At 63.2% G+C, this 19,153-nt stretch carries 11 protein-coding genes; 8 read left to right on the top strand and 3 right to left on the bottom strand.

The genetic code is table 11. The features are described from left to right. The coding region (locus B3873_RS23830) for a DUF962 domain-containing protein (protein WP_286869412.1) at positions 1-445 on the top strand (445 nt) is incomplete at its 5' end. Positions 446-611: 166 nt separating this feature from the next. Continuing rightward, a complete protein-coding gene (locus tag B3873_RS23825) occupies positions 612-1,064 on the top strand; it encodes a glycine zipper 2TM domain-containing protein (RefSeq protein ID WP_034336617.1) in 453 nt (150 codons plus the stop codon). Between the two features lie 47 nt (positions 1,065-1,111). Here B3873_RS23825 and B3873_RS23820 read toward each other — a convergent pair whose 3' ends face one another. From B3873_RS23820 to htpG, 3 genes are all read right to left on the bottom strand, one after another. Then, complete coding sequence (locus B3873_RS23820; protein WP_286869408.1) at positions 1,112-1,714, bottom strand: GNAT family N-acetyltransferase; 603 nt, start codon at positions 1,712-1,714, stop codon at positions 1,112-1,114. Further along, positions 1,695-2,222: an FUSC family protein gene (locus B3873_RS23815; protein WP_276838802.1), complete on the bottom strand. Its 528-nt coding sequence runs from the start codon at positions 2,220-2,222 to the stop codon at positions 1,695-1,697. The genes B3873_RS23820 and B3873_RS23815 overlap by 20 nt, the downstream gene beginning before the upstream one ends. Before the next feature lie 128 nt (positions 2,223-2,350). After that, positions 2,351-4,261: a molecular chaperone HtpG gene (gene htpG / locus B3873_RS23810; protein WP_286869406.1), complete on the bottom strand. Its 1,911-nt coding sequence runs from the start codon at positions 4,259-4,261 to the stop codon at positions 2,351-2,353. A gap of 438 nt (positions 4,262-4,699) precedes the next feature. Between htpG and B3873_RS23805 the strand changes: the two genes are divergently transcribed. The 6 genes from B3873_RS23805 to B3873_RS23780 all read left to right on the top strand — a co-directional run. Beyond that, the gene (locus B3873_RS23805) at positions 4,700-6,349 is read left to right on the top strand and encodes a TolC family protein (RefSeq protein ID WP_134135350.1); all 1,650 of its coding nucleotides are present in this window, start codon (positions 4,700-4,702) and stop codon (positions 6,347-6,349) included. After that, entirely contained in the window at positions 6,349-7,122 is a 774-nt protein-coding gene (locus tag B3873_RS23800) for a cell envelope biogenesis protein OmpA (protein ID WP_198516499.1), read from the top strand. The genes B3873_RS23805 and B3873_RS23800 overlap by 1 nt, the downstream gene beginning before the upstream one ends. Continuing rightward, positions 7,119-8,492, top strand: a complete 1,374-nt coding sequence (locus B3873_RS23795) for an HlyD family type I secretion periplasmic adaptor subunit (protein WP_121039263.1) — start codon at positions 7,119-7,121, stop codon at positions 8,490-8,492. The genes B3873_RS23800 and B3873_RS23795 overlap by 4 nt, the downstream gene beginning before the upstream one ends. 127 nt (positions 8,493-8,619) lie before the next feature. Then, a complete protein-coding gene (locus B3873_RS23790) occupies positions 8,620-10,290 on the top strand; it encodes a biopolymer transporter ExbB (RefSeq protein ID WP_134135100.1) in 1,671 nt (556 codons plus the stop codon). 29 nt (positions 10,291-10,319) lie between these two features. Then, entirely contained in the window at positions 10,320-12,023 is a 1,704-nt protein-coding gene (locus tag B3873_RS23785) for a peptidase domain-containing ABC transporter (protein WP_034336595.1), read from the top strand. A 155-nt stretch (positions 12,024-12,178) separates the two neighbouring features. Continuing rightward, on the top strand, positions 12,179-19,153 hold a 6,975-nt coding region (locus tag B3873_RS23780; protein ID WP_286869414.1), incomplete at its 3' end, for a calcium-binding protein.

Raw genomic sequence — 19,153 nt, 5'->3', positions numbered from 1 at the left:
GGACAGCACCGTTTCCCCGCGCCGCATCGATGTACTGCTGGCCCGCTATGCCGAGAGCCATCGCCATCCGATGAATGAACTGATCCACTGCATCTGCGTGCCGGCCATCGTGTTTTCGCTGCTGGGGCTGTGCTGGATCGTGTCGCCAGCCGTGGCCCTGCTGGTGGCTGCCGCTACGCTGGCCTGGTACCTGCGCCTGTCGCCGCCCTTTGCGGTGGGCATGCTGGCCATGTCGGCGGCAATGCTGGTGCTGCTGGCGCGGCTGCCCTTGGGAGCGGTCCTGCCGGTATCGGCCACGGTTTTCGTGCTGGCCTGGATCGGCCAGTTCATCGGCCACCGCATTGAAGGCAAAAAGCCATCCTTCTTCGAGGACCTGCGTTTTCTGCTGGTCGGGCCCTTGTTTGTGCTGGCTTTCCTGTACCGGCGTTGGAACATCGCCTACTGAAGACGTCCTTGCGGGAACGATTGTCGACGCGCGGCCTCTTTGTATTAAGATGTAAAGGAATGTGTGCTTCCGCGCCGGATGCGCGATCATGTTGCGTTCGCGCGGACGCTCGAATCCCCCCGCTGCCCGGAGACGGGCCAAACAGTTCTCAGTCGGAGTTTTTAGTATGAAGAAATTGATTGTGATCGCAGCCCTGGGCTCCCTGGTAGCCGGCTGCGCAGTAACCCCCAACTCGGCCAGCGTCTACAACACCCGCCAGGCGCAGGGTGAGCAGACCGTGCGCATGGGCGTGGTCGAGTCGATCCGCAACGTCACCATCGACAAGGGTTCGAGCGGTGTCGGTACCCTCGGCGGCGCAGCATTGGGCGGCATTGCGGCCGGTTCCAACATCGGCGGCGGCAATGGTGCCCTGGCGGCCGGTATCGTCGGCGCGCTGGCGGGTGGCGTCCTGGGCAACCAGGCTGAAGCCCACCTGAACAACCGCCCGGGCCTGGAAATCACGGTGCGCCTGGATAACGGCGAGCTGCGTGCCATCACCCAGGATGCAGATGAACCTTTCCGCATCGGTGAGCGCGTGCGTCTGCTGTCCAACGGCCGTACCACCCGCGTGACGCACTGATCTTTGCCAAGCGTATGAAGAAGCAGGGCTGCGGCCCTGCTTTTTTTTCAGGCGATCAAGGGAAGATCCTCGCCGCTGCGCCAATTGCGCCACGTCCTCTGGTGGATCTGGTAGAGACGGTGCAGGCGCAACGCGTGACCTGCTGGCAAACGGGGATGGACAAAGTCATCTTTCATTTCCGAGCTCATGCCCAGTCGCTGCATTACCCCTAGCGAGCGCGTGTTGGCGGGTACCGTAAAAGCAACGATCCTTGGCAGCGCCAGTCTCAGAAAGCCGAAATCCAGGGCGCAGCGCGCTGCCTCCGTGACATAGCCTCGGCCCCAGAGCGCGGGAGCCAGCCGCCACCCGATTTCGATGGCTGGCGTGAAATGTGCCTCGAATCCGACATGCATCAAGCCAACGACCCCGGCCATTTCGCTGACGCCAGGGATCTCCAGAGCCCATGGGCCAAATCCATGCTGGACGAAATGCTCTTCTATCTTGTCGGCCAAGGCATTGCTCTCTGCTCGGGTCAGGCATTTTGGAAAGTGCTGCATGGCCACCGGATCGGCGTTGATCGCCGCCAGCGCTTCGCGATCCTCCGCTCGCCATCGCCGCAAGAGTACGCGGGGGCCCTGCAGTAAGGGCTCTTCAGGATGAGCTGGTGTCATTGTTGGCGGATGTTTGTTTGGATTTCAGCAGCCACATGTAGATCACCGTCTGCAACAGCGCCACCGTACTGCCGATGATCACTTCCCCCACGCGCATCAAGGCCAGGTGCAGTTCCTGGCTCAGGCCGTTACCGGTGAAGGCCGCCGACAGCAGGATCACCACGGTCGCCGGTCCCAGCCGCCAGTTGCTCGGATAATTCTGCAGCAGCATGGCCACCACCACCGCTGCGGTCAGCGCCACCAGCATGGCCAGAAAGGTCGGCCCGAATATCACCAGCGCGATGCAGGACACGATGCAGCCCGAAATCGTGTTGATCAGCCGCGCCCGGAAATTGGCCTTGGCCACCGTCATGTCCGGCTCGGTCACGATGATGAGCGAAATCATGGCCCAGTAGGGCTCCTCGATGCCCAGCGCGCGCAGCCCGTACCACAGGATCAGGCAGCCGGAGAGGATCTTGACCAGATAGGCGAGGGCGTTCTTGCGGGGATTGATGAAGTGCAATTCCATAGGCCGATGTTAACCAGCCAGCATCGTGGCTGCAAGCCGATATGAACGAAAACGCCGCCTGCGAGTTTCCCCGCAGGCGGCGCTGCTGCCGGCAGGCCATTCCGGCATGGTCCGGCAGATGAACGAACTTACTTGGCGGCCATGGCCAGCAGCATGTCGTTCAGGCGCTTGACGAAGCTGGCCGGATCGGCCAGTGCACCGCCTTCAGCCAGCAGGGCCTGGTCATACAGGATGTGCGACCAGTCGTCGAAGCGCGCTTCTTCGTATTTCAGGCGCTGCACCAGCGGGTGGTCCGGGTTGATTTCCAGCGTGGGCTTGGATTCCGGTGCCGCCTGGCCGGCTGCCTTCAACATGCGCACCAGGTTGCCCGACAGTTCGTTCTCGTCGGCCACCAGGCAAGCCGGGGAATCGGTCAGGCGGAAAGTCACGCGCACTTCCTTGGCCTTGTCACCCAGGGCGGTCTTCATCTTCTCGACCAGTTCCTTGTACTCGGCTTGCGTTTCTTCATGCTGCTTCTTCTCGGCTTCGTTTTCCAGCTGGCCCAGGTCCAGGCCGCCCTTGGCCACCGAGGCCAGTTCCTTGCCTTCGAACTCGGTCAGGAAGGACAGCATCCACTCGTCCACGCGGTCGGTCAGCAGCAGTACTTCCACACCCTTCTTGCGGAAGATTTCCAGGTGCGGGCTGTTCTTGGCGGCCTGGTACGTCTCGGCAGTGACGTAGTAAATCTTGTCCTGGCCTTCCTTCATGCGGCCCAGGTAATCGGCCAGCGAAACATTCTGCACATCGCTGTCATTGTGGGTGGACGCAAAGCGCAGCAGCTTGGCGATGCGCTCCTTGTTGGCCGCATCCTCGCCGATGCCTTCCTTCAACACCTGGCCGAACTCGGTCCAGAAGGTGGTGTACTTGTCCTTCTGCGCCTGGTCTTCGCTGTTGGCCAGCTCTTCCAGCAGGCTCAGCACGCGCTTGGCCGAACCGTCGCGGATGGCGCGCACGTCGCGCGACTCCTGCAGGATCTCGCGCGAGACGTTCAGCGGCAGGTCGGCCGAATCGATCACGCCCTTGACGAAGCGCAGGTACACCGGCATCAGCTGCTCGGCATCGTCCATGATGAACACGCGCTTGACGTACAGCTTGATGCCGCCGCGCTTGTTGCGGTCCCACAGGTCGAACGGGGCGCGCGCCGGGATGTAGAGCAGCTGGGTGTATTCGCTGCGGCCTTCCACGCGGTTGTGGGTGTAGGCCAGGGGCGCGCCGAAGTCGTGCGAGACGTGCTTGTAGAACTCTTCATATTGCTCGGGCGTGACCTCCGACTTGCTGCGGGTCCACAGGGCGCTGGCCTGGTTGACCGTCTCCAGCTCGTCCTTCTGCACGGTTTCCTTCTTCTCCTCATCCCATTCTTCCTTGTTCATCAGGATCGGCAGGGAGATGTGGTCGGAATACTTGCGGATGATGGACTTCAGTTGCCATGCGGAGAGGAATTCATCTTCGCCTTCACGCAGGTGCAGGATGATGTCGGTGCCACGGCCCGGCTTGGTGATCTGCTCGATGGAGAAGTCGCCCGCGCCTTCGGATTTCCAGCGCACGCCTTCGGAAGCGGGGGTGCCGGCACGGCGCGTCTCGACCGTGATGCGGTCGGCGATGATGAAGCCCGAATAGAAGCCCACGCCGAACTGGCCGATCAGGGCGGCATCCTTCTGCTGGTCGCCCGACAGGCGCGAGAAGAATTCCTTGGTGCCCGACTTGGCGATGGTGCCCAGGTGCGAGATGGCCTCGTCCCGGTTCATGCCGATGCCGTTGTCGGAGATGGTGATGGTGCGCGCCGCCTTGTCGAAGCTGATCTTGATCTTCAGTTCCGGATCGTCCTCGAACAGGCTGCCATTGTTAATGGCCTCGAAGCGCAGCTTGTCGGCCGCGTCGGAGGCGTTGGAGACCAGCTCGCGCAGGAAGATTTCCTTGTTCGAATACAGCGAGTGGATCATCAATTGCAGCAGTTGCTTGACTTCGGCCTGGAAGCCCATGGTCTGTTTTTCGGTTGCCATGTGGTTGTCCTTAATTGAAGAAATGGATGAGTGAAATAGGCAGAGGTAATCGTCTGTGGGCAGGATATAGGGAGAGACTTGTGGTTTTTCAACCGCAATTTTTGGTGTTTTTGTTCACTTTGTGAGCATTCGCGTATTTCCTGATGGCATGTCTGCAACAAGCTGACCATAATTGCCGAAGTTAACTTTTATCAAGTCAATTGAAATTAAACGATTTTTCCGGGCTATTTGTAATTGAGTTGCAATCCGCCGGTGATAGAATTGTTTTAACAAAATGGTAACAAATTCGATCAGGCTGATCGAACGGATGTGCAAGCCGGCGCTCCCTCATAAAAAGAACAGGAGTCTCCCCGGCTTGATGACGGGAATCGCAGCGAGGGCTGCCGATTCTTTCCTGGGATGCGGGTTGGGTAGGGGAGGCCGGTGGGATACCGGCTGATCGTGTTGATGAGAGTTCTCAAAAGCAAGCGTTTCATACTGGGCGTTTCATTGGGCTTGGCCGCGCATTCCGCGCCCCAGGCGGCTGACAAGCCGCCAGCCGACGCCGTCATAATGCAAACCACACCGGCCGCGCCGGCCACCTTCGACAACAAACTGGATGCTCCGCCGCAAATCCGGCTGGGTGCCGATCCTGCCGGCCCATCGGCGACGGACTACCGCCTGCCGGGTTTGCCGGCCGACACCCCGCCGCCCTCGACCCAGGATGAAATCCTGCTGTTGCTGCGCCAGTCCGATCCGAGCTTCTCGGGCAATCAGATCGTCCTGCCGCAGATCAGCATCGTCACCGAAGGCGAGACCGTCCCGGACCTGAGCCTGCGCAGCGTGCTCGACCTGGCGCTCAACAACAGTTACAGCTACGCCGCCACTTCCGCGCAAGCGGACCAGGCGCGCTATGCCTCCAAGGCCACGGCCGGCCAGCTCGGCCCGACGCTGGACCTGCGGGCGCAGAAGGGCAATGAATATTCTTCGCCGTCCTCGGTGATCGATCCCAATACCGGCCTGATCCAGCGCGCCTCGTACCACAAGCGCTGGGATGTGACGCTGATCGGCCGCCAGCCCATCTTCGCGCCCGGTTCGTATTACGACTACCGCAAGAGCAGCTCGCTGGCCGACGCCGCCGACCTGCGCCGCGACGATGCCCGCGAGACCCTGTATTACAACGCCATCAAGGCGTATTACGACGTCATGCGCGCGTATGCCACGCTGTCGTTCTCGCGCAGCTACGCCCAGCGCATGGGCGCCTTGCTGGATTACATGAGCAAGCGCCTCGAAGGCGGCGGTGCCAGCCGCATCGACTTTGAACGCGTGCGCGGCCGCTCGCTCACGGCCCAGTCCGCCGTGGCCGAGGCCGAAGGCGCGCTGGAGAGCGCCATGGTGTCGCTGAACCAGATCACCGGCCGCAAGATCGAGCAGATCGAAGTGCCGGACCACATGATGCCGACCGTGCCGGATACCTCCAAGCTGGCCCTGCAGGATGTCTACGAGACCAACCCCGGCGTGCGTGCCGCGCGGCGCGATGTGGACGCGGCCAATCAGGAACTGAAGTCGGCGCGCGCCAAGTTCTCGCCCACGCTGGCCCTGGAATGGACCCAGACCAAGACCCGCGGTGCAGGCGGTGCCATCGACACCACCGACAACACCTTGCAGCTGACCACCGACCGCCGCCTGATGATGGTGGTGAGCATGAACCTGCTCAATGGCGGCTCGGACATGTATTACAGCAAGCAGGCCGGTGCCAAGTACGTGGAAAAGAGCAACACCGCGCTCGACCTGGAACGCAAATTGCGTGAGCAGATCGAGATCAATTACCGCACCCTGGGCGCGGTGAGAAAGCGCATGGAGATTTCGCGCCAGGCCTATCTCACCAATGCCAACGTGGCCGATGTCTTCCTGGAACAGCTCTCCACCGGCAGCAAGCAATTGCTGGACGTGCTGGACGCCTACCAGCAGGCCTATCAGGCGCGCATGGACTTTGCCAACCTGTTGTTCCAGCAGGCCGATATCAGCTACCAGATCCTGCGCAACACCGGTCGCGCATCGGCACTGGAAACCCTGCCCACGCGGGCGGCCAACAAGACGGGGGAATGATGGAGGGCGGCAAGGAACAGAATTTCTGGCCAGGCTTCGTGGACGCGCTGTCCAACGTGGTGCTGGTGATGATCTTCGTGGTGGTGGTGTTCGTGGTGACGCTGTTCTACTACTCGCAGAAGCTGGCGCAGATGAAGGTCAGCAAGCTGATCTCGCAGGGCCAGACGCAGGTCGTGGGTGAATCCAAGGCCAGGAAGACCGACACCATTGCCACCGCCGACAGCACCAGCATCAACAGTGCCGAAACGCCCGGCGAGCGCGAGAAGGCGCAGGAAATCGAACAGCTCAAACGCGAAGTGGCCAGCCTGAAAGCCAAGCTGGCCGCGCCGCCCCTGCAGTCCGACAACGGCAGTCTGCGCAGCGCTGCCGCACCCTCCAGCCCCAATGCGATCCAGGTCAAGACCGAACCCAACGACAAGGAAGTCGCGCCCGGCCTGCGCATCGATGCCAACGAAAAAGCGGTGACCCTGAACTTCGATGCCGATTCTACCCAGTTGAATGACGAGGGCAGCAAAGCGCTGGACAAGAGCATCGGCGACTGGGTGCGCCGCGCCAAGTCCAGCCAGGGCAAGATCGTCGTCACCGGCGTGATCGGCAGCGGTGCCTACAGCGAGAGCCGGCGGCGTGCCTACTATCGCACCGTTGCGGTCCGCAATTACCTGATCGATGCCGGCGTGGACAAGGAACGCGTCACCAGCCGCGTGGCCACCGATGAAAACGGCAGCGGCAATGATGCGCGCGTGATCGTGCAATACCAGGCCTCGGCAAAATGACGCTCTCGCTCAAGCCCGGCACCGGCCACGGGATCAGTTCCCGCGGCAAGGGCTTCATGCGCCGCGTGGCACCGCGCCTGGACCGCCGCCTGGGCGAGCTGCAGGCCATGCCGCGTCCGCGCCTGGCAGTGCTGGCCTGCACGCTGCTGCTGGCCTTGCTGGTGATCTGGTCGATGCTGGCGCCCATCGATATGGTGGTGCGCGGCAGTGGCCGCATCGTCGCCTCCGAACACAACCAGGTCATCCAGCATCTGGAAGGCGGCATCGTCTCCGCCATCCTGGTGCGCGAGGGCGCGGTGGTCAGGAAGGGCCAGACCCTGATCTCGATTGCCGATGTGCGTGCCAATGCCGATCTCGGTGAAGGCCGCGTCAAGATCCTCGGCCTGCGTGCCAAGATCGCCCGCCTCTCGGCCGAAGCGGCCGGGGCTGCGAGCCTGCAGATGCCGGCTGACCTCGACCGCGATGATCCCGCTGTCCAAAGCGAACAGGCCGCCTTCGCCGCGCGCTCGGCCAAGCTCATGCAGGAAATGTCGGTGCTGCGCGAGCAGGCCGCGCAACGCCAGGCCGAGCTGGGCGAAGCGGTCAGCCGCCAGAAGAGCCAGGCCAGCGAACTGGACCTGGCACAGCGCCAGTACAAGCTGATCCACAACATGCTCGAGCGCAATGCCGCCTCGCAGCTGGAAGACATCCAGGCCGCCGCCCGCGTGCAGGATGCGCAGAGCAAGCTCTCGGCCAACGATGCCATGATCCCGCGCCTGAAAGCGGCCATCGCCGAATCGCAGGCCAAGATGGGCGAAGCGTCATCGCGCTTCCGTTCGGATGCCCGCGCCGAACTCACTGCGGCGGAAACCGAACTGGCGCGCCTGCAGGAAGAAATCAAATCGCGCAACGACCGCGTATCGCGCTCGGAAGTGAAAGCGCCCATGGACGGCGTGGTCAACCGCGTGATGATCAATACCGTGGGTGGCGTGGTGCGGCCCGGCGACCCGATCATCGAGATGACCCCCAGCGACGACAAGCTGGTCATTGAAGCCCGCATCTCCCCAACTGACCGCGCCGAACTGGCCACCGGGGCCAAGGCGCGCGTGAAGGTCTCGGCCTATGACTACGGCGTGTATGGCGCCATGGAAGGCGTGGTCACCGAGATCAGCGCCGACACCGTCCCCGATGAAAACAATCCGCGCGGCGAGCGCAGCTACCGCATCAAGATCGCCGTCCAGCGCGGCGATAACGATCTGCAGCGCAAGCTGGCCCTGATGCCCGGCATGACCGCCAGCGCCGACATCATCGTCGGCCGCCGCACGGTGTGGCAGTACTTGATGTCGCCGCTGTCGCGCTTCGGCCAGGGTGCCCTGCGGGAGCCGCGATGAACCGCGCCGCACTGCCTGAATTGCTTTATTGCTCGCCGCAAAGCCACATCCACCAAGGCTTTGCGGCGGTTGACGTTTTCTGCACCATCCACTTTCCCTGCGTTCTTTTCTCCGGAACCTCGCACGTATGAAAAACCTTCGCCAGTTCTACGCACTTGCCGCCATCCCGACGCTCCTGCTGCTGTTGGGCGCTTTCCTGTTCCGGGGATTCGTGGGGCATGCGATCCAGATCAATCCCTTCCTGAACCTGTTCATCATCGCGGTGGCGGTCTTCGGCATTGCGCTGATCTTCTACAACCTGTATCGCGTCAACTGGGAATACGACAAGCTGATCCAGTTCTACGACCGTACCAAGGCCGGCGAATCGATGGAAAGCCTGGTGAAAGCGCCTGAATTCGAAGGCACCGAGATCGGCCAGGTGCTGGTGTCCGTAGCCAGCACCAAGGGCCGGCTGACTTCCCGTATCGAACAGGAAACCATCGAAGGCTCGCTGCACGACCTGCGCGCGCACCTCGAAGCCAAGACCGAATTCCCGCAATTCCTGACCGGCTTCATGATCGCGCTGGGTCTGCTCGGTACCTTCATCGGCTTGCTGGAAACCCTGGTCAGCACTGCTGCCCTGATCGATGGCTTCGGCAAGGCCAGCACGGCCGGCGACATGGATGCCTCCTTCATGCACCTGGTGGCCGACCTGCAAAAGCCGCTGGCCTCGATGGGCACCGCCTTCTCGGCCTCGATGTTCGGCCTGATCGGTTCGCTGGCGCTGGGCCTGACCCTGACGCCGCTGCGCGCGGCCAGCAAGAAGCTGGTCACGCGCGCCCGTGAATGCATCAGCGACATGGTGCAGCACGTGGTGCATGACATGAGCGGCCCGGCAGCCACGCAGCGCCAGGGCGTCTCCGAGACCTTCCTCGCCGAATTCCTGCAGGATCTGATGGTGCTGCAGCGCGAATCCATCATGGCCGCGCGCAACAGTTCGGAAGCCTCGCTGCAGGCCGGCATCAAGCTCGAAGGCCTGAACGACCGCCTCAACAACATCGTCCAGCTCTTCAACGACAGCATGGAAGAATCGCGCAGCCTGCGCCAGCTGGTGGCCTTCGGCCCGCGCATGCATGAGACCGCACAGCAGACGCTGGAAGAAATCCGCAACGTCGGCCAGTTGATCAACACCAAGATCACCTCGGCCCGCGATCTCTCCGACAGCCTGTCCTCGCTGGAAGAACGCCTCTCGGTCAATGGCGATATCGCCAACCGCACCTTCGAAGTGATGCCGCAGATCGTTTCCACCATCCAGGCCGGCCAGCTGGCGCTGTCCACCGCGCTCAGTTCGCTGCAGGCGCAGCAGGGCGAGATCTCCAACATGAACGAAAAGAATGCGCAGAACATCGCGCAGCTGCCGGCACTGCTGAACCAGATCTCGGTACGCCTGGCCGACGAGATGGGTGCCATTCAGTACCAGGGCGAACTGCAGGCCACCGTGGCGGCGCGCCTGAACGAACTGGGCAACACCATCGGCGAGAACTCCAGCAACATGGCGCGCGATGCGCTGTCCGCACGCCAGCTGCAGATCGACCTGGCCAAGCACATGGCGATGCAGAACGATCGCGTCAAGAACCTGGGCGCCATCCCGCAATCGCTGACCTCCATCACCGAAGCCCTGATGCGCCAGAACATCAACTGGCAGACCGTCATCGACGAGATGCGTACCGGCCGCCAGACCATGGTCAAGGACCTGCGCCTGGAACTGCGCGAAGCGATCCGCGAAATCACCGCCACCAACCGCGGCGGCCAGGCCTGATCGCGGTCTGACGACGAACGCCACGCATCATGAACGCCAGCGAACAGGTCCACATCGATCAGCCGCAAGTCCGCACGGACCTGCGCGCCGATCCCACTTACCTGACGCTGCTGCGCGCCTATGGCAGCCGCTTCGTCGAGATCATCGTGGCCGGCATCCTGGTCAACCTGCTGGGCCTGCTGATGCCGCTGTATTCGCGGCTGATCTACGACAAGGTGCTGGGCAACCACATCCCGGAAACGCTCTGGGCGCTGACGCTGGGCATGCTGCTCTTCATCGGGCTGGAGCTGGTGTTGCGCATCATCCGCGTGTATTACACCGAGCAACTGGCCGGCCGCCTGGATGGCGAATTCGATGAAGTCTCGGCACGCCGCCTGCTGACGGCCAAGGTACAAGCACCGGTGGGCGTGGTGCTGGCGCGTTACCGTGATCTCTCGGCCGCACGCGACCTGCTCTCGTCCAACTACATGCTGCTGCTGGTGGACCTGCCGTTCCTCGCACTGTACCTGGTGGTGCTGGGCCTCATTGGCGGCCACATGGTGTGGGTGCTGCTGGTGGGCGGGGCGCTGCTGGTCGGCATGCAGCTGCTGCTCAAAGTCCCGGCCAATGACTATGCGCATGCGGCCATGAAGGCCGGTACCGGCAAGGTGGACAAGCTGGCCAGCATCGTCTACGGCATGGAAACGCTCAAGACCACGCCGCTGCAGGACCGCCTCATGCGCGCCTTCCTGGCCGATGCCGGTGCCAATGCCGTAGCCCAGGCCAAGAGCCGTTTCTGGATGAATACCAGCTATGCCATCTCCACCGTGGGCTACACCTTCATTGCGGTGGCCACGCTGGTGGTGGGCGTCTATCTGGTGGAAGACAACCTGCTCACCGTCGGCGCGCTGATCGCCTGCTCGCTGCTGATCAGCCGCGCCACCACGGTGCTGTCGTCGCTGGCGGCGCTCCTGGGCCGCATCGAGATGTTCCGCCGCGCCCGTGCCGAATTTGACCAGCTGTTCGAAGAGCAGAAAGAGACGCCGACGGCCGATGTGCTGCGCCAGGAAATGCGCGGCCTGATCCAGGTCGGCAATCTGCTGCTGCACCTGGACCAGAAGGAAAACGCCACCTTGAAAAACATCTCGCTGACCATCCAGCCCGGCGAGAAGGTCGGCCTGGTCGGGCGTTCCGGCTCGGGCAAGTCGACACTGCTGCGTGCCCTGGCCGGCCTGCACCAGCCCGACGAAGGGCATGTCCTGATCGATGGCGTGGCCGTGACGGCCTATGCCCCCGAGGTACGGATGCGCTGCATCGGCTTCAAGCCGCAGGAACCCTTCCTGTTCGATGGCACGGTAGCGGCCAACATCTTCGTGGGCGACCGCGTGCCGGGGCAGGTCTATGAAGCGGCGCTGGCGGTGTCGTCACTGGATGACCTGATCGCGCGCGGCGAGCTGCGCCTGGACCAGGCCATCAAGGCCCCCGGCAATCTCTCCGGCGGCCAGCGCCAGATGGTGGCATTGGCGCGCGTGATCGCCTGCACCCCGCGCATCCTGCTGCTGGACGAACCGACTACCGGCGTGGACCAGCAAACCGAGGCCCGCATCATCGAGCGATTGGCGGCCTATGCCGGCCCGCGCACGCTGGTGGTGGCCACCCATAGCCCGGCGCTGTTGCGCCACGTGGACCGCATCATCGTCATCGACGGCGGGCGCATCGTGGCAGACGGACCGCGCGACCAGATTTTGCAGTGATCCTGCCCGGCAGGATCACCCCGAACCAGATTCAGTTTCAGATTCAGATTCAGATTCGACATCCGAACGATCTTCGATAGCGAGGAAACATGGCAACCGCAAGCTCATCACAAGCGAACTCCGCGGACAAGGTAGCAGGACCCGTGCGCGTGGTCATGCCCGACCAGGCCGGCAGCTTCCAGGTCAGCGCCAACCGCGCGGCCGTGCAGCACGTGCAGGTGGTCGACGTGGACATGGTGCTGCACATGGCCGACGGCACCAAGGTGGTGCTGGCCGGCGGGGCCATGGAAGCCATGGACGACAAGTCCAAGGTCAGGTTCGCCGACACCAGCGCCGATACCGGCAAGCTGCTCGATACCGTGGGCAAGATCTCGCTCAAGCCGAACGACCAGTCGCGCGTGCTCAATTCCGATCCGGTAGCCTCTGCGCCCAACGTGGCCCCGGCCCAGCAAGTGACGGTGGACCGCAACTCGGCTAGCGTCGGCAGTGAAGGTGCGACCCAGTTCGCCCAGATCATCAGTGACAACGCCGCCTCGCTGACCAGCAGCAGCGGCACCGGCAAGACCGCCAATTCCACCGGCCCGCTGACGGCCGGCGACACCAGCCATTCGACCGTGACCAGCACGGCGGCCGCCGCAGCGGCCTCGCAGTCGCAGCCGACCACGCAACCGGTCCAGCCACAATCGGTGATTGCCCAGACCGCCAATCCCAACGCCAACGAAGCGCCGGTCAAGCCGGTGGAACCGCAACTGCCGCCGGAACGTCCGGGCAGCAAGCCGTCCACCATCGTGGTCGATCCCTCGCAACCGTCGATGGCGATCAAGCTGGTCAACCTGGCCACCACCACGCAAACCGGCGACACGCTCTTGGGCAGCGGCGGCATTCCGGTCTCGGCCACCGACGCCGGCCTGCCGCTGCAGTTCAGCACCCAGGTCATCAATGCGCCCGACAGCGTGCATACCATCTACGCGGCGGGCAACAATGCCGGCACCTTCATCAAGGTGTTCGACGTCACCATCACCGGCAATGGCACGGTGCTGTCGGTGACGGTCTCGGGTGTGCCGGCGGGGATGTCCATCGTCAACGGTACCGACCTTGGTGGCGGACGCTTCCAGATGACGGTGGCGGCCGGCCAGACCGACTTCCCGTTACAGTTCCAGTACAGTACGGTGGAAGCCAATTCAGCCTCACCGGTACACCAGGCCTTCGATCTGAGCTTCAGTACCGTGGTGGCCACCTCCAATGGCCAGCTCACCCTCAACGACACGCGCCACGTGGCCATCAAGGATGCCACCGGCTATGGCGACCTGAGCTATCTTGATCCGGCCACCGGCGACCCGGTACTGGTCCTGCCGGCCCAGGGCCTGCCGCACGAGATCCATGCCGGCAATGGCGGCGTGACCGTCTATGGCAGCAACGCCAATGACGTGATCTATGGCGGCACCGGCAACGACGTCCTCATCGGCGGCACCGGCAATACCTTCTTCGAGGGCGGCGCGGGTGCCGACCAGATCGTGGGCGGCGTCAACAGCACCGGCACCAACGTCAACACGGCCAGCTATGCCGGTTCATCGGCTGGCGTGACGGTCAACCTGGTGACCGGCACCGGCACCGGCGGCGATGCCCAGGGCGACCAGCTGAGCAACATCCAGAACCTGCGCGGCAGTGCCTTCAGCGATACCTTCGTCGCCAACGCGGCGGTCAATCGACTGGACGGTGGCAGCGGCGGGTCCGATACAGTGTCGTACGCTTCCTCGAACAGTGCCGTGACAGTCAACCTGGTCACTGGCACCGGTACGGGCGGATACGCGCAGGGCGATACCTATACACATATCCAGAACGTCATCGGCAGCGACTACAACGACATCTTCGTCGCCAGTGGCGAGGCCAATCGTTTTGATGGCGGATCGGGCTCCAATACGGTGTCCTACGCCAGCTCCAATGCCGGCGTGAACGTCAACCTGCAAAGCGGCGTGGGCAGCGGCGGAGCGGCGGCGGGGGATACCTACGTCCGCATCCAGAACGTGATCGGCACCGCCTTCAACGATACCTTCGTCGGCAGCGCCGACGCCAACAGCTTCGACGGCGGCAGCGGCGGCAGCGATACCGTCAGCTATGCCGGCTCGACGGCCGGCGTGTCGATCAACTTCGTGTCCGGACGCGGCACGGGCGGCTATGCCGAAGGCGACACTTACAACCACATCCAGAATGCGGTCGGCTCGGCCTTCGATGACGTCTTCATCGCCGGCGTGGACAGCGTACACTTCGATGGCGGCAGCGGTGGCTCCGATACGGTGAACTACGGTGCCTCCACCGGCGCGGTCACGGTGAACATGATCACCATGAGCGGCAGCGGCGGCTACGCGCAGAACAATACCTACACCAACATCCAGAACATCGTCGGCAGCTCCTACTCCGATACCTTCATCGCCAGTGCCGCCGCCAACAATTTCAACGGCGGACTGGGCGGTTCGGATACGGTCAGTTATGCCAACTCCAATGCCGCAGTGACGGTCGACCTGACCCACACCGACGGCACCGGCACCTCCGGCGGCTATGCCCAGGGCGACGTGCTGGCGCATATCCAGAACCTGATCGGCAGCGCCTACGACGACACCTTCGTGGCCAGCGCCGACGCCAATACCTTTGATGGCGCGGGCTCCAACCACAACCGCGTCAGCTATGCCGCCTCTACCACCGCAGTGACGGTGGACCTGAACTTCACCGATGACACCGGCACATCCGGCGGCTATGCGCAGGGTGACAAGCTCTCCAACATCCAGGACCTCACGGGCGGTGTCGGCAATGACACCTTCGTGGCCAGTGCAGCAGCCAACAACTTCGACGGCGGGGCCGGCTCGAACCGGGTCAGCTATGCCGCATCGAACGCCGGGGTTACGGTGGACCTGGTATTGGGCAGCGGTAGCGGCGGCTATGCCGACAACGATACCTACGTCAACATCCAGAACGTCACCGGCAGCTCCGGCAACGACACCTTCATCGCCAGCCTGGCGGCCAACGACTTCGTCGGCGGGGGCGGCACCAATACGGTCAGCTACGCCAAGGCCAGTGACGGCAACGGCGTCACCGTGGACCTGTTCCATGGCACCGGCAGCAACGGCTTTGCGGGGGGAGATACCTACAGCGGCATCCAGAACGTGATCGGCTCGGCCTACGATGACACCTTCATCGCCGACAGCAACACCAACGTCTTTGCCGGCGGGCTCGGTTCCAATACGGTCAGCTACGCCTTCTCGACGGCAGCCGTCACCGTCAACCTGGTGACCGGCAGTGGCAGTGGCGGCTTTGCCGCAGGCGATACCTATACCGGCATCCAGAACGTGATCGGCTCTGCGCTGGACGATGTGATCATCGCCAGCAGCGAAGCCAACAGCATCGATGGCGGCTCCAGTACGGCCAGCTCGCACAACCGCGTCAGCTATGCCAGCTCGGATGCCGCGGTCACGGTGGACCTGAGCTTCAGCAACGGCAGCGGCACCTTCGGTGGCTATGCGGCCGGCGACAAGCTGGTCAATGTGCAGGACCTCACCGGCAGCATCTACGACGACACCTTCGTCGCCAGTCTCGCGGCCAACAATTTCGACGGCGGCACGGGCTCGCTGCACAACCGCGTCAGCTATGCGCACTCGACCGCCAGCGAGACCATCAACCTCTTCACCAGCAGCGGCAGCGGCACCTATGCGGCGGGTGATACCTACACCAACATCCAGGATGTGACCGGCGGTTCGGGCGATGACCTCATCATCGCCAACGTGGCTGCCAACTTCATCGATGGCGGCAGCAGCACGTCCAGTTCGCACAATCGCGTGAGCTACGTCAACTCGAGCGTGGCCGAGACCGTGGACCTGTTCAATGGCGTGGGCACGGGCGGTACGGGCAGCCTGGCCAATGGCGACACCTACGTCAATATCCAGGACGTGACCGGCGGCAGCGCCGATGACACCTTCATCGCCAATGCCGCGGCCAACAATTTCGATGGCAGCGGTGGCACGCACAACCGCGTCAGCTATGCCAATTCCAGTGTCGATGAAACGGTCAACCTGATCACCGGCCAGGGGAGTGGCGGTACCGGCAGCCTGGCCGCAGGCGATACCTACACCAACATCCAGGACGCTACCGGCGGCAGCGGCAACGACACGTTCTACGGCAATGCCGTGGCAAACCGTTTCGATGGCGGTGGCGGCAGCCACAACCGGGTCAACTACAGCGGTTCCACCGTCTCCGAATCGGTGAACCTGTTCACCGGGACCGGCACGGGCAGCACCGGCAGCCTGGCCAATGGTGATACCTACACCAACATCCAGGACGTGACCGGCGGTACCGCCGATGACGTTTTCACGGCCAGCGCGGCGGCCAACAATTTCGATGGCGGCACCGGCTCGTTGCACAACCGGGGGAGCTATACCAATTCCACCGTTGACGAAACCGTCAACCTGGTGACCGGACTGGGCAGTGGCGGCACCGGCAGCCTGGCCAATGGCGACACCTACGTCAACATTCAGGACGTCACCGGCGGCGGTGGCAACGACACCTTCTACGGCAACACCGCCGCCAACAATTTCGATGGCGGCGGCGGCAGCCACAACCGGGTCAGCTACAGCACCTCCACCGTCTCGGAGACGATCAACCTGTTCACCGGCAATGGCACGGGCAGCACCGGCAGCCTGGCCAATGGCGACACCTACACCAACATCCAGGACGCCACCGGCGGTTCGGCTGACGATCTCTTCGTGGCCAGCGCGGCGGCCAACTATTTCGATGGCGGCACCAGCACGGCCAGTTCGCACAACCGCGTCAGCTATGTCAACTCCGCAGCTGACGAAACCATCAACCTCTTCACGGGACTGGGCAGCGGCACGCTTGCCGCCGGCGACACCTACACCAACATCCAGGATGCGACCGGTGGCAGCGGCAACGACACCTTCTACGGCAACAGCGCATCCAACAATTTTGATGGCGGTGGCGGCACGCACAACCGGGTCAATTATTCCAACTCCACGGCCGATGAAACCGTCAACCTGATCGCAGGCACCGGCAGCGGCGGCACCAACAGCCTGGCCAATGGCGATACCTATACCAACATCCAGGACGTGACCGGTGGCAGCGGCAATGACACCTTCTACGGTACGACGGCCGCCAACTTCTTCGATGGCGGTGGCGGCAGCCACAACCGTGTCAACTACAGCAGCTCCACCGTGGCTGAAACGGTCAACCTGTTCAACGGCACCGGCAGCGGTGGCGCAAATAGCCTGGCCAATGGCGATACCTATGCCAACATCCAGGATGTCACGGGCGGCTCGGCCGATGACGTCTTCATCGCCAACAGCGCGGCCAACTTCTTCGACGGCGGTACCAGTACGTCGACCTCGCACAACCTGGTCAGCTATGCCAATTCCAGCGCCGACGAAACCGTAAACCTGGTCACCGGCACCGGCAGTGGCGGCACGGGCAGCCTGGCCAATGGCGATACCTACATCAACATCCAGGATGTCACCGGTGGTGGCGGCAACGACACCTTCTACGGCAACAGCGCGGCCAACAAATTCGATGGCGGTGGCGGCACCCACAACCGCGTCAACTACAGCACCTCGACCGTCTCGGAGACCATCAACCTGTTCAACGGCACCGGCACCGGCGGTACCAACAGCCTCTCCAACGGCGATACCTACACCAACATCCAGGACGCCACCGGCGGTACCGCCGATGATGTCTTCATCGCCAGCGCGGCGGCCAACGCGCTCGATGGCGGCACCGGCTCGCTGCACAACCGCGTGAGCTACGTCAACTCGACCGCTGATGAAACCATCAACCTGCTCACCGGTACCGGCAGCGGCGGCACGGGCAGCCTGGCCAATGGCGATACCTACGCCAACATCCAGGATGCCACCGGCGGCAGCGGCAACGACACCATCGTGGCCAGCCAGGCAGTGAACTTCCTGGACGGCGGCGCCGGTTCCAATACGGTCAGCTATGCGGGTACGCCGAGCAGCAACAGCTCCACCGGCGTGACGGTGAATCTTTCGACCGGTGTCGGCAGCGGCAACTACGCCCAGGGCGATACCTATGCCAACATCCAGAACGTGATCGGCAGCGCCTGGGCCGATACCCTGACCGGCTACGCGACGGCCGGCGTCGCTTCGGTGCTGACCGGCGGCCAGGGGGCCGACAGCCTCACTGCGGTGGTGGCCAACCGTGCCGACACCTACGCCTCGTATGCGGGTTCGTCAGCGGGTGTGAGCATCAACCTGCAGGCCGGCACCGGCACCGGTGGCGATGCCCTGGGCGATACGCTGTTCAACATCGACAACGTCATCGGCAGCAGTCTCAACGACACCTTCTTCGCCAGCGCCAATGCCAACAAGTTCAACGGCGGCGCGGGTGGTTCCGATACGGTCAACTATTCGCTCTCCACCAGCAGCGACAGCACCGGCGTGACGGTGAACCTGTCCACCGGCGTGGGCAGCGGCAACTATGCGCAGGGCGACACTTACACCGCCATCGAGAACGTGGTCGGCAGTGCCCAAAACGACACGCTGACCGGCTTTGCCACGGTGGGGACGCAGTCCGTGCTGGAAGGCGGCGGCGGGGCCGACACCATTACGGCGGTGCTGGCCAATCGCGCCTTCACTTATGCCTCCTATGCCGGTTCGGGAGCGGCGGTGACCATCGACCTCAAGAACGGTACCGGCACCGGCGGCGACGCCCAGGGCGATATCCTGGTCAATATCGACAACGTCATCGGCAGCGCCTCCAGCGATCTGTTCAAGGCCAGCACTCAGGCCAACAAGTTCGATGGCGGCAGCGGCGGGGTCGATACGGTCAGCTACGAGTACGATACCGGCGGTGTGACGGTGGACCTCACCAATACGCTGGCGGCGACCGGTACCTATGCGGTGGGCGATACCTTCACCAACATCGCCAACCTCACCGGCGGCTCGGGCAACGATACCTTCTATGCCAGCAGCGTGGCCAACGCCTTTGATGGCGGGGCCGGCAACAACACGGTCAATTACGCGCGCTCGGGCAGCACGGCGGTCGTGGTGGACTTGTTCCATGGCACCGGCAGCGGCGGCTATGCGGCGGGGGATACCTACGTCAACATCCAGAAC

The sequence above is a fragment of the Herbaspirillum sp. UBA812 genome (assembly GCF_002296545.1).
Lineage (GTDB): Bacteria > Pseudomonadota > Gammaproteobacteria > Burkholderiales > Burkholderiaceae_D > Herbaspirillum > Herbaspirillum huttiense.
This window is presented reverse-complemented; position numbering and strand designations above follow the sequence as displayed.

Coding starts and splice junctions, on each gene's coding strand:
- B3873_RS23825 (WP_034336617.1), top strand. CDS start 612: ATGAAGAAATTGATTGTGATCGCAGCCCTGGGCTCCCTGGTAGCCGGC.
- B3873_RS23820 (WP_286869408.1), bottom strand. CDS start 1,714: ATGACACCAGCTCATCCTGAAGAGCCCTTACTGCAGGGCCCCCGCGTA.
- B3873_RS23815 (WP_276838802.1), bottom strand. CDS start 2,222: ATGGAATTGCACTTCATCAATCCCCGCAAGAACGCCCTCGCCTATCTG.
- htpG (WP_286869406.1), bottom strand. CDS start 4,261: ATGGCAACCGAAAAACAGACCATGGGCTTCCAGGCCGAAGTCAAGCAA.
- B3873_RS23800 (WP_198516499.1), top strand. CDS start 6,349: ATGGAGGGCGGCAAGGAACAGAATTTCTGGCCAGGCTTCGTGGACGCG.
- B3873_RS23795 (WP_121039263.1), top strand. CDS start 7,119: ATGACGCTCTCGCTCAAGCCCGGCACCGGCCACGGGATCAGTTCCCGC.
- B3873_RS23790 (WP_134135100.1), top strand. CDS start 8,620: ATGAAAAACCTTCGCCAGTTCTACGCACTTGCCGCCATCCCGACGCTC.
- B3873_RS23785 (WP_034336595.1), top strand. CDS start 10,320: ATGAACGCCAGCGAACAGGTCCACATCGATCAGCCGCAAGTCCGCACG.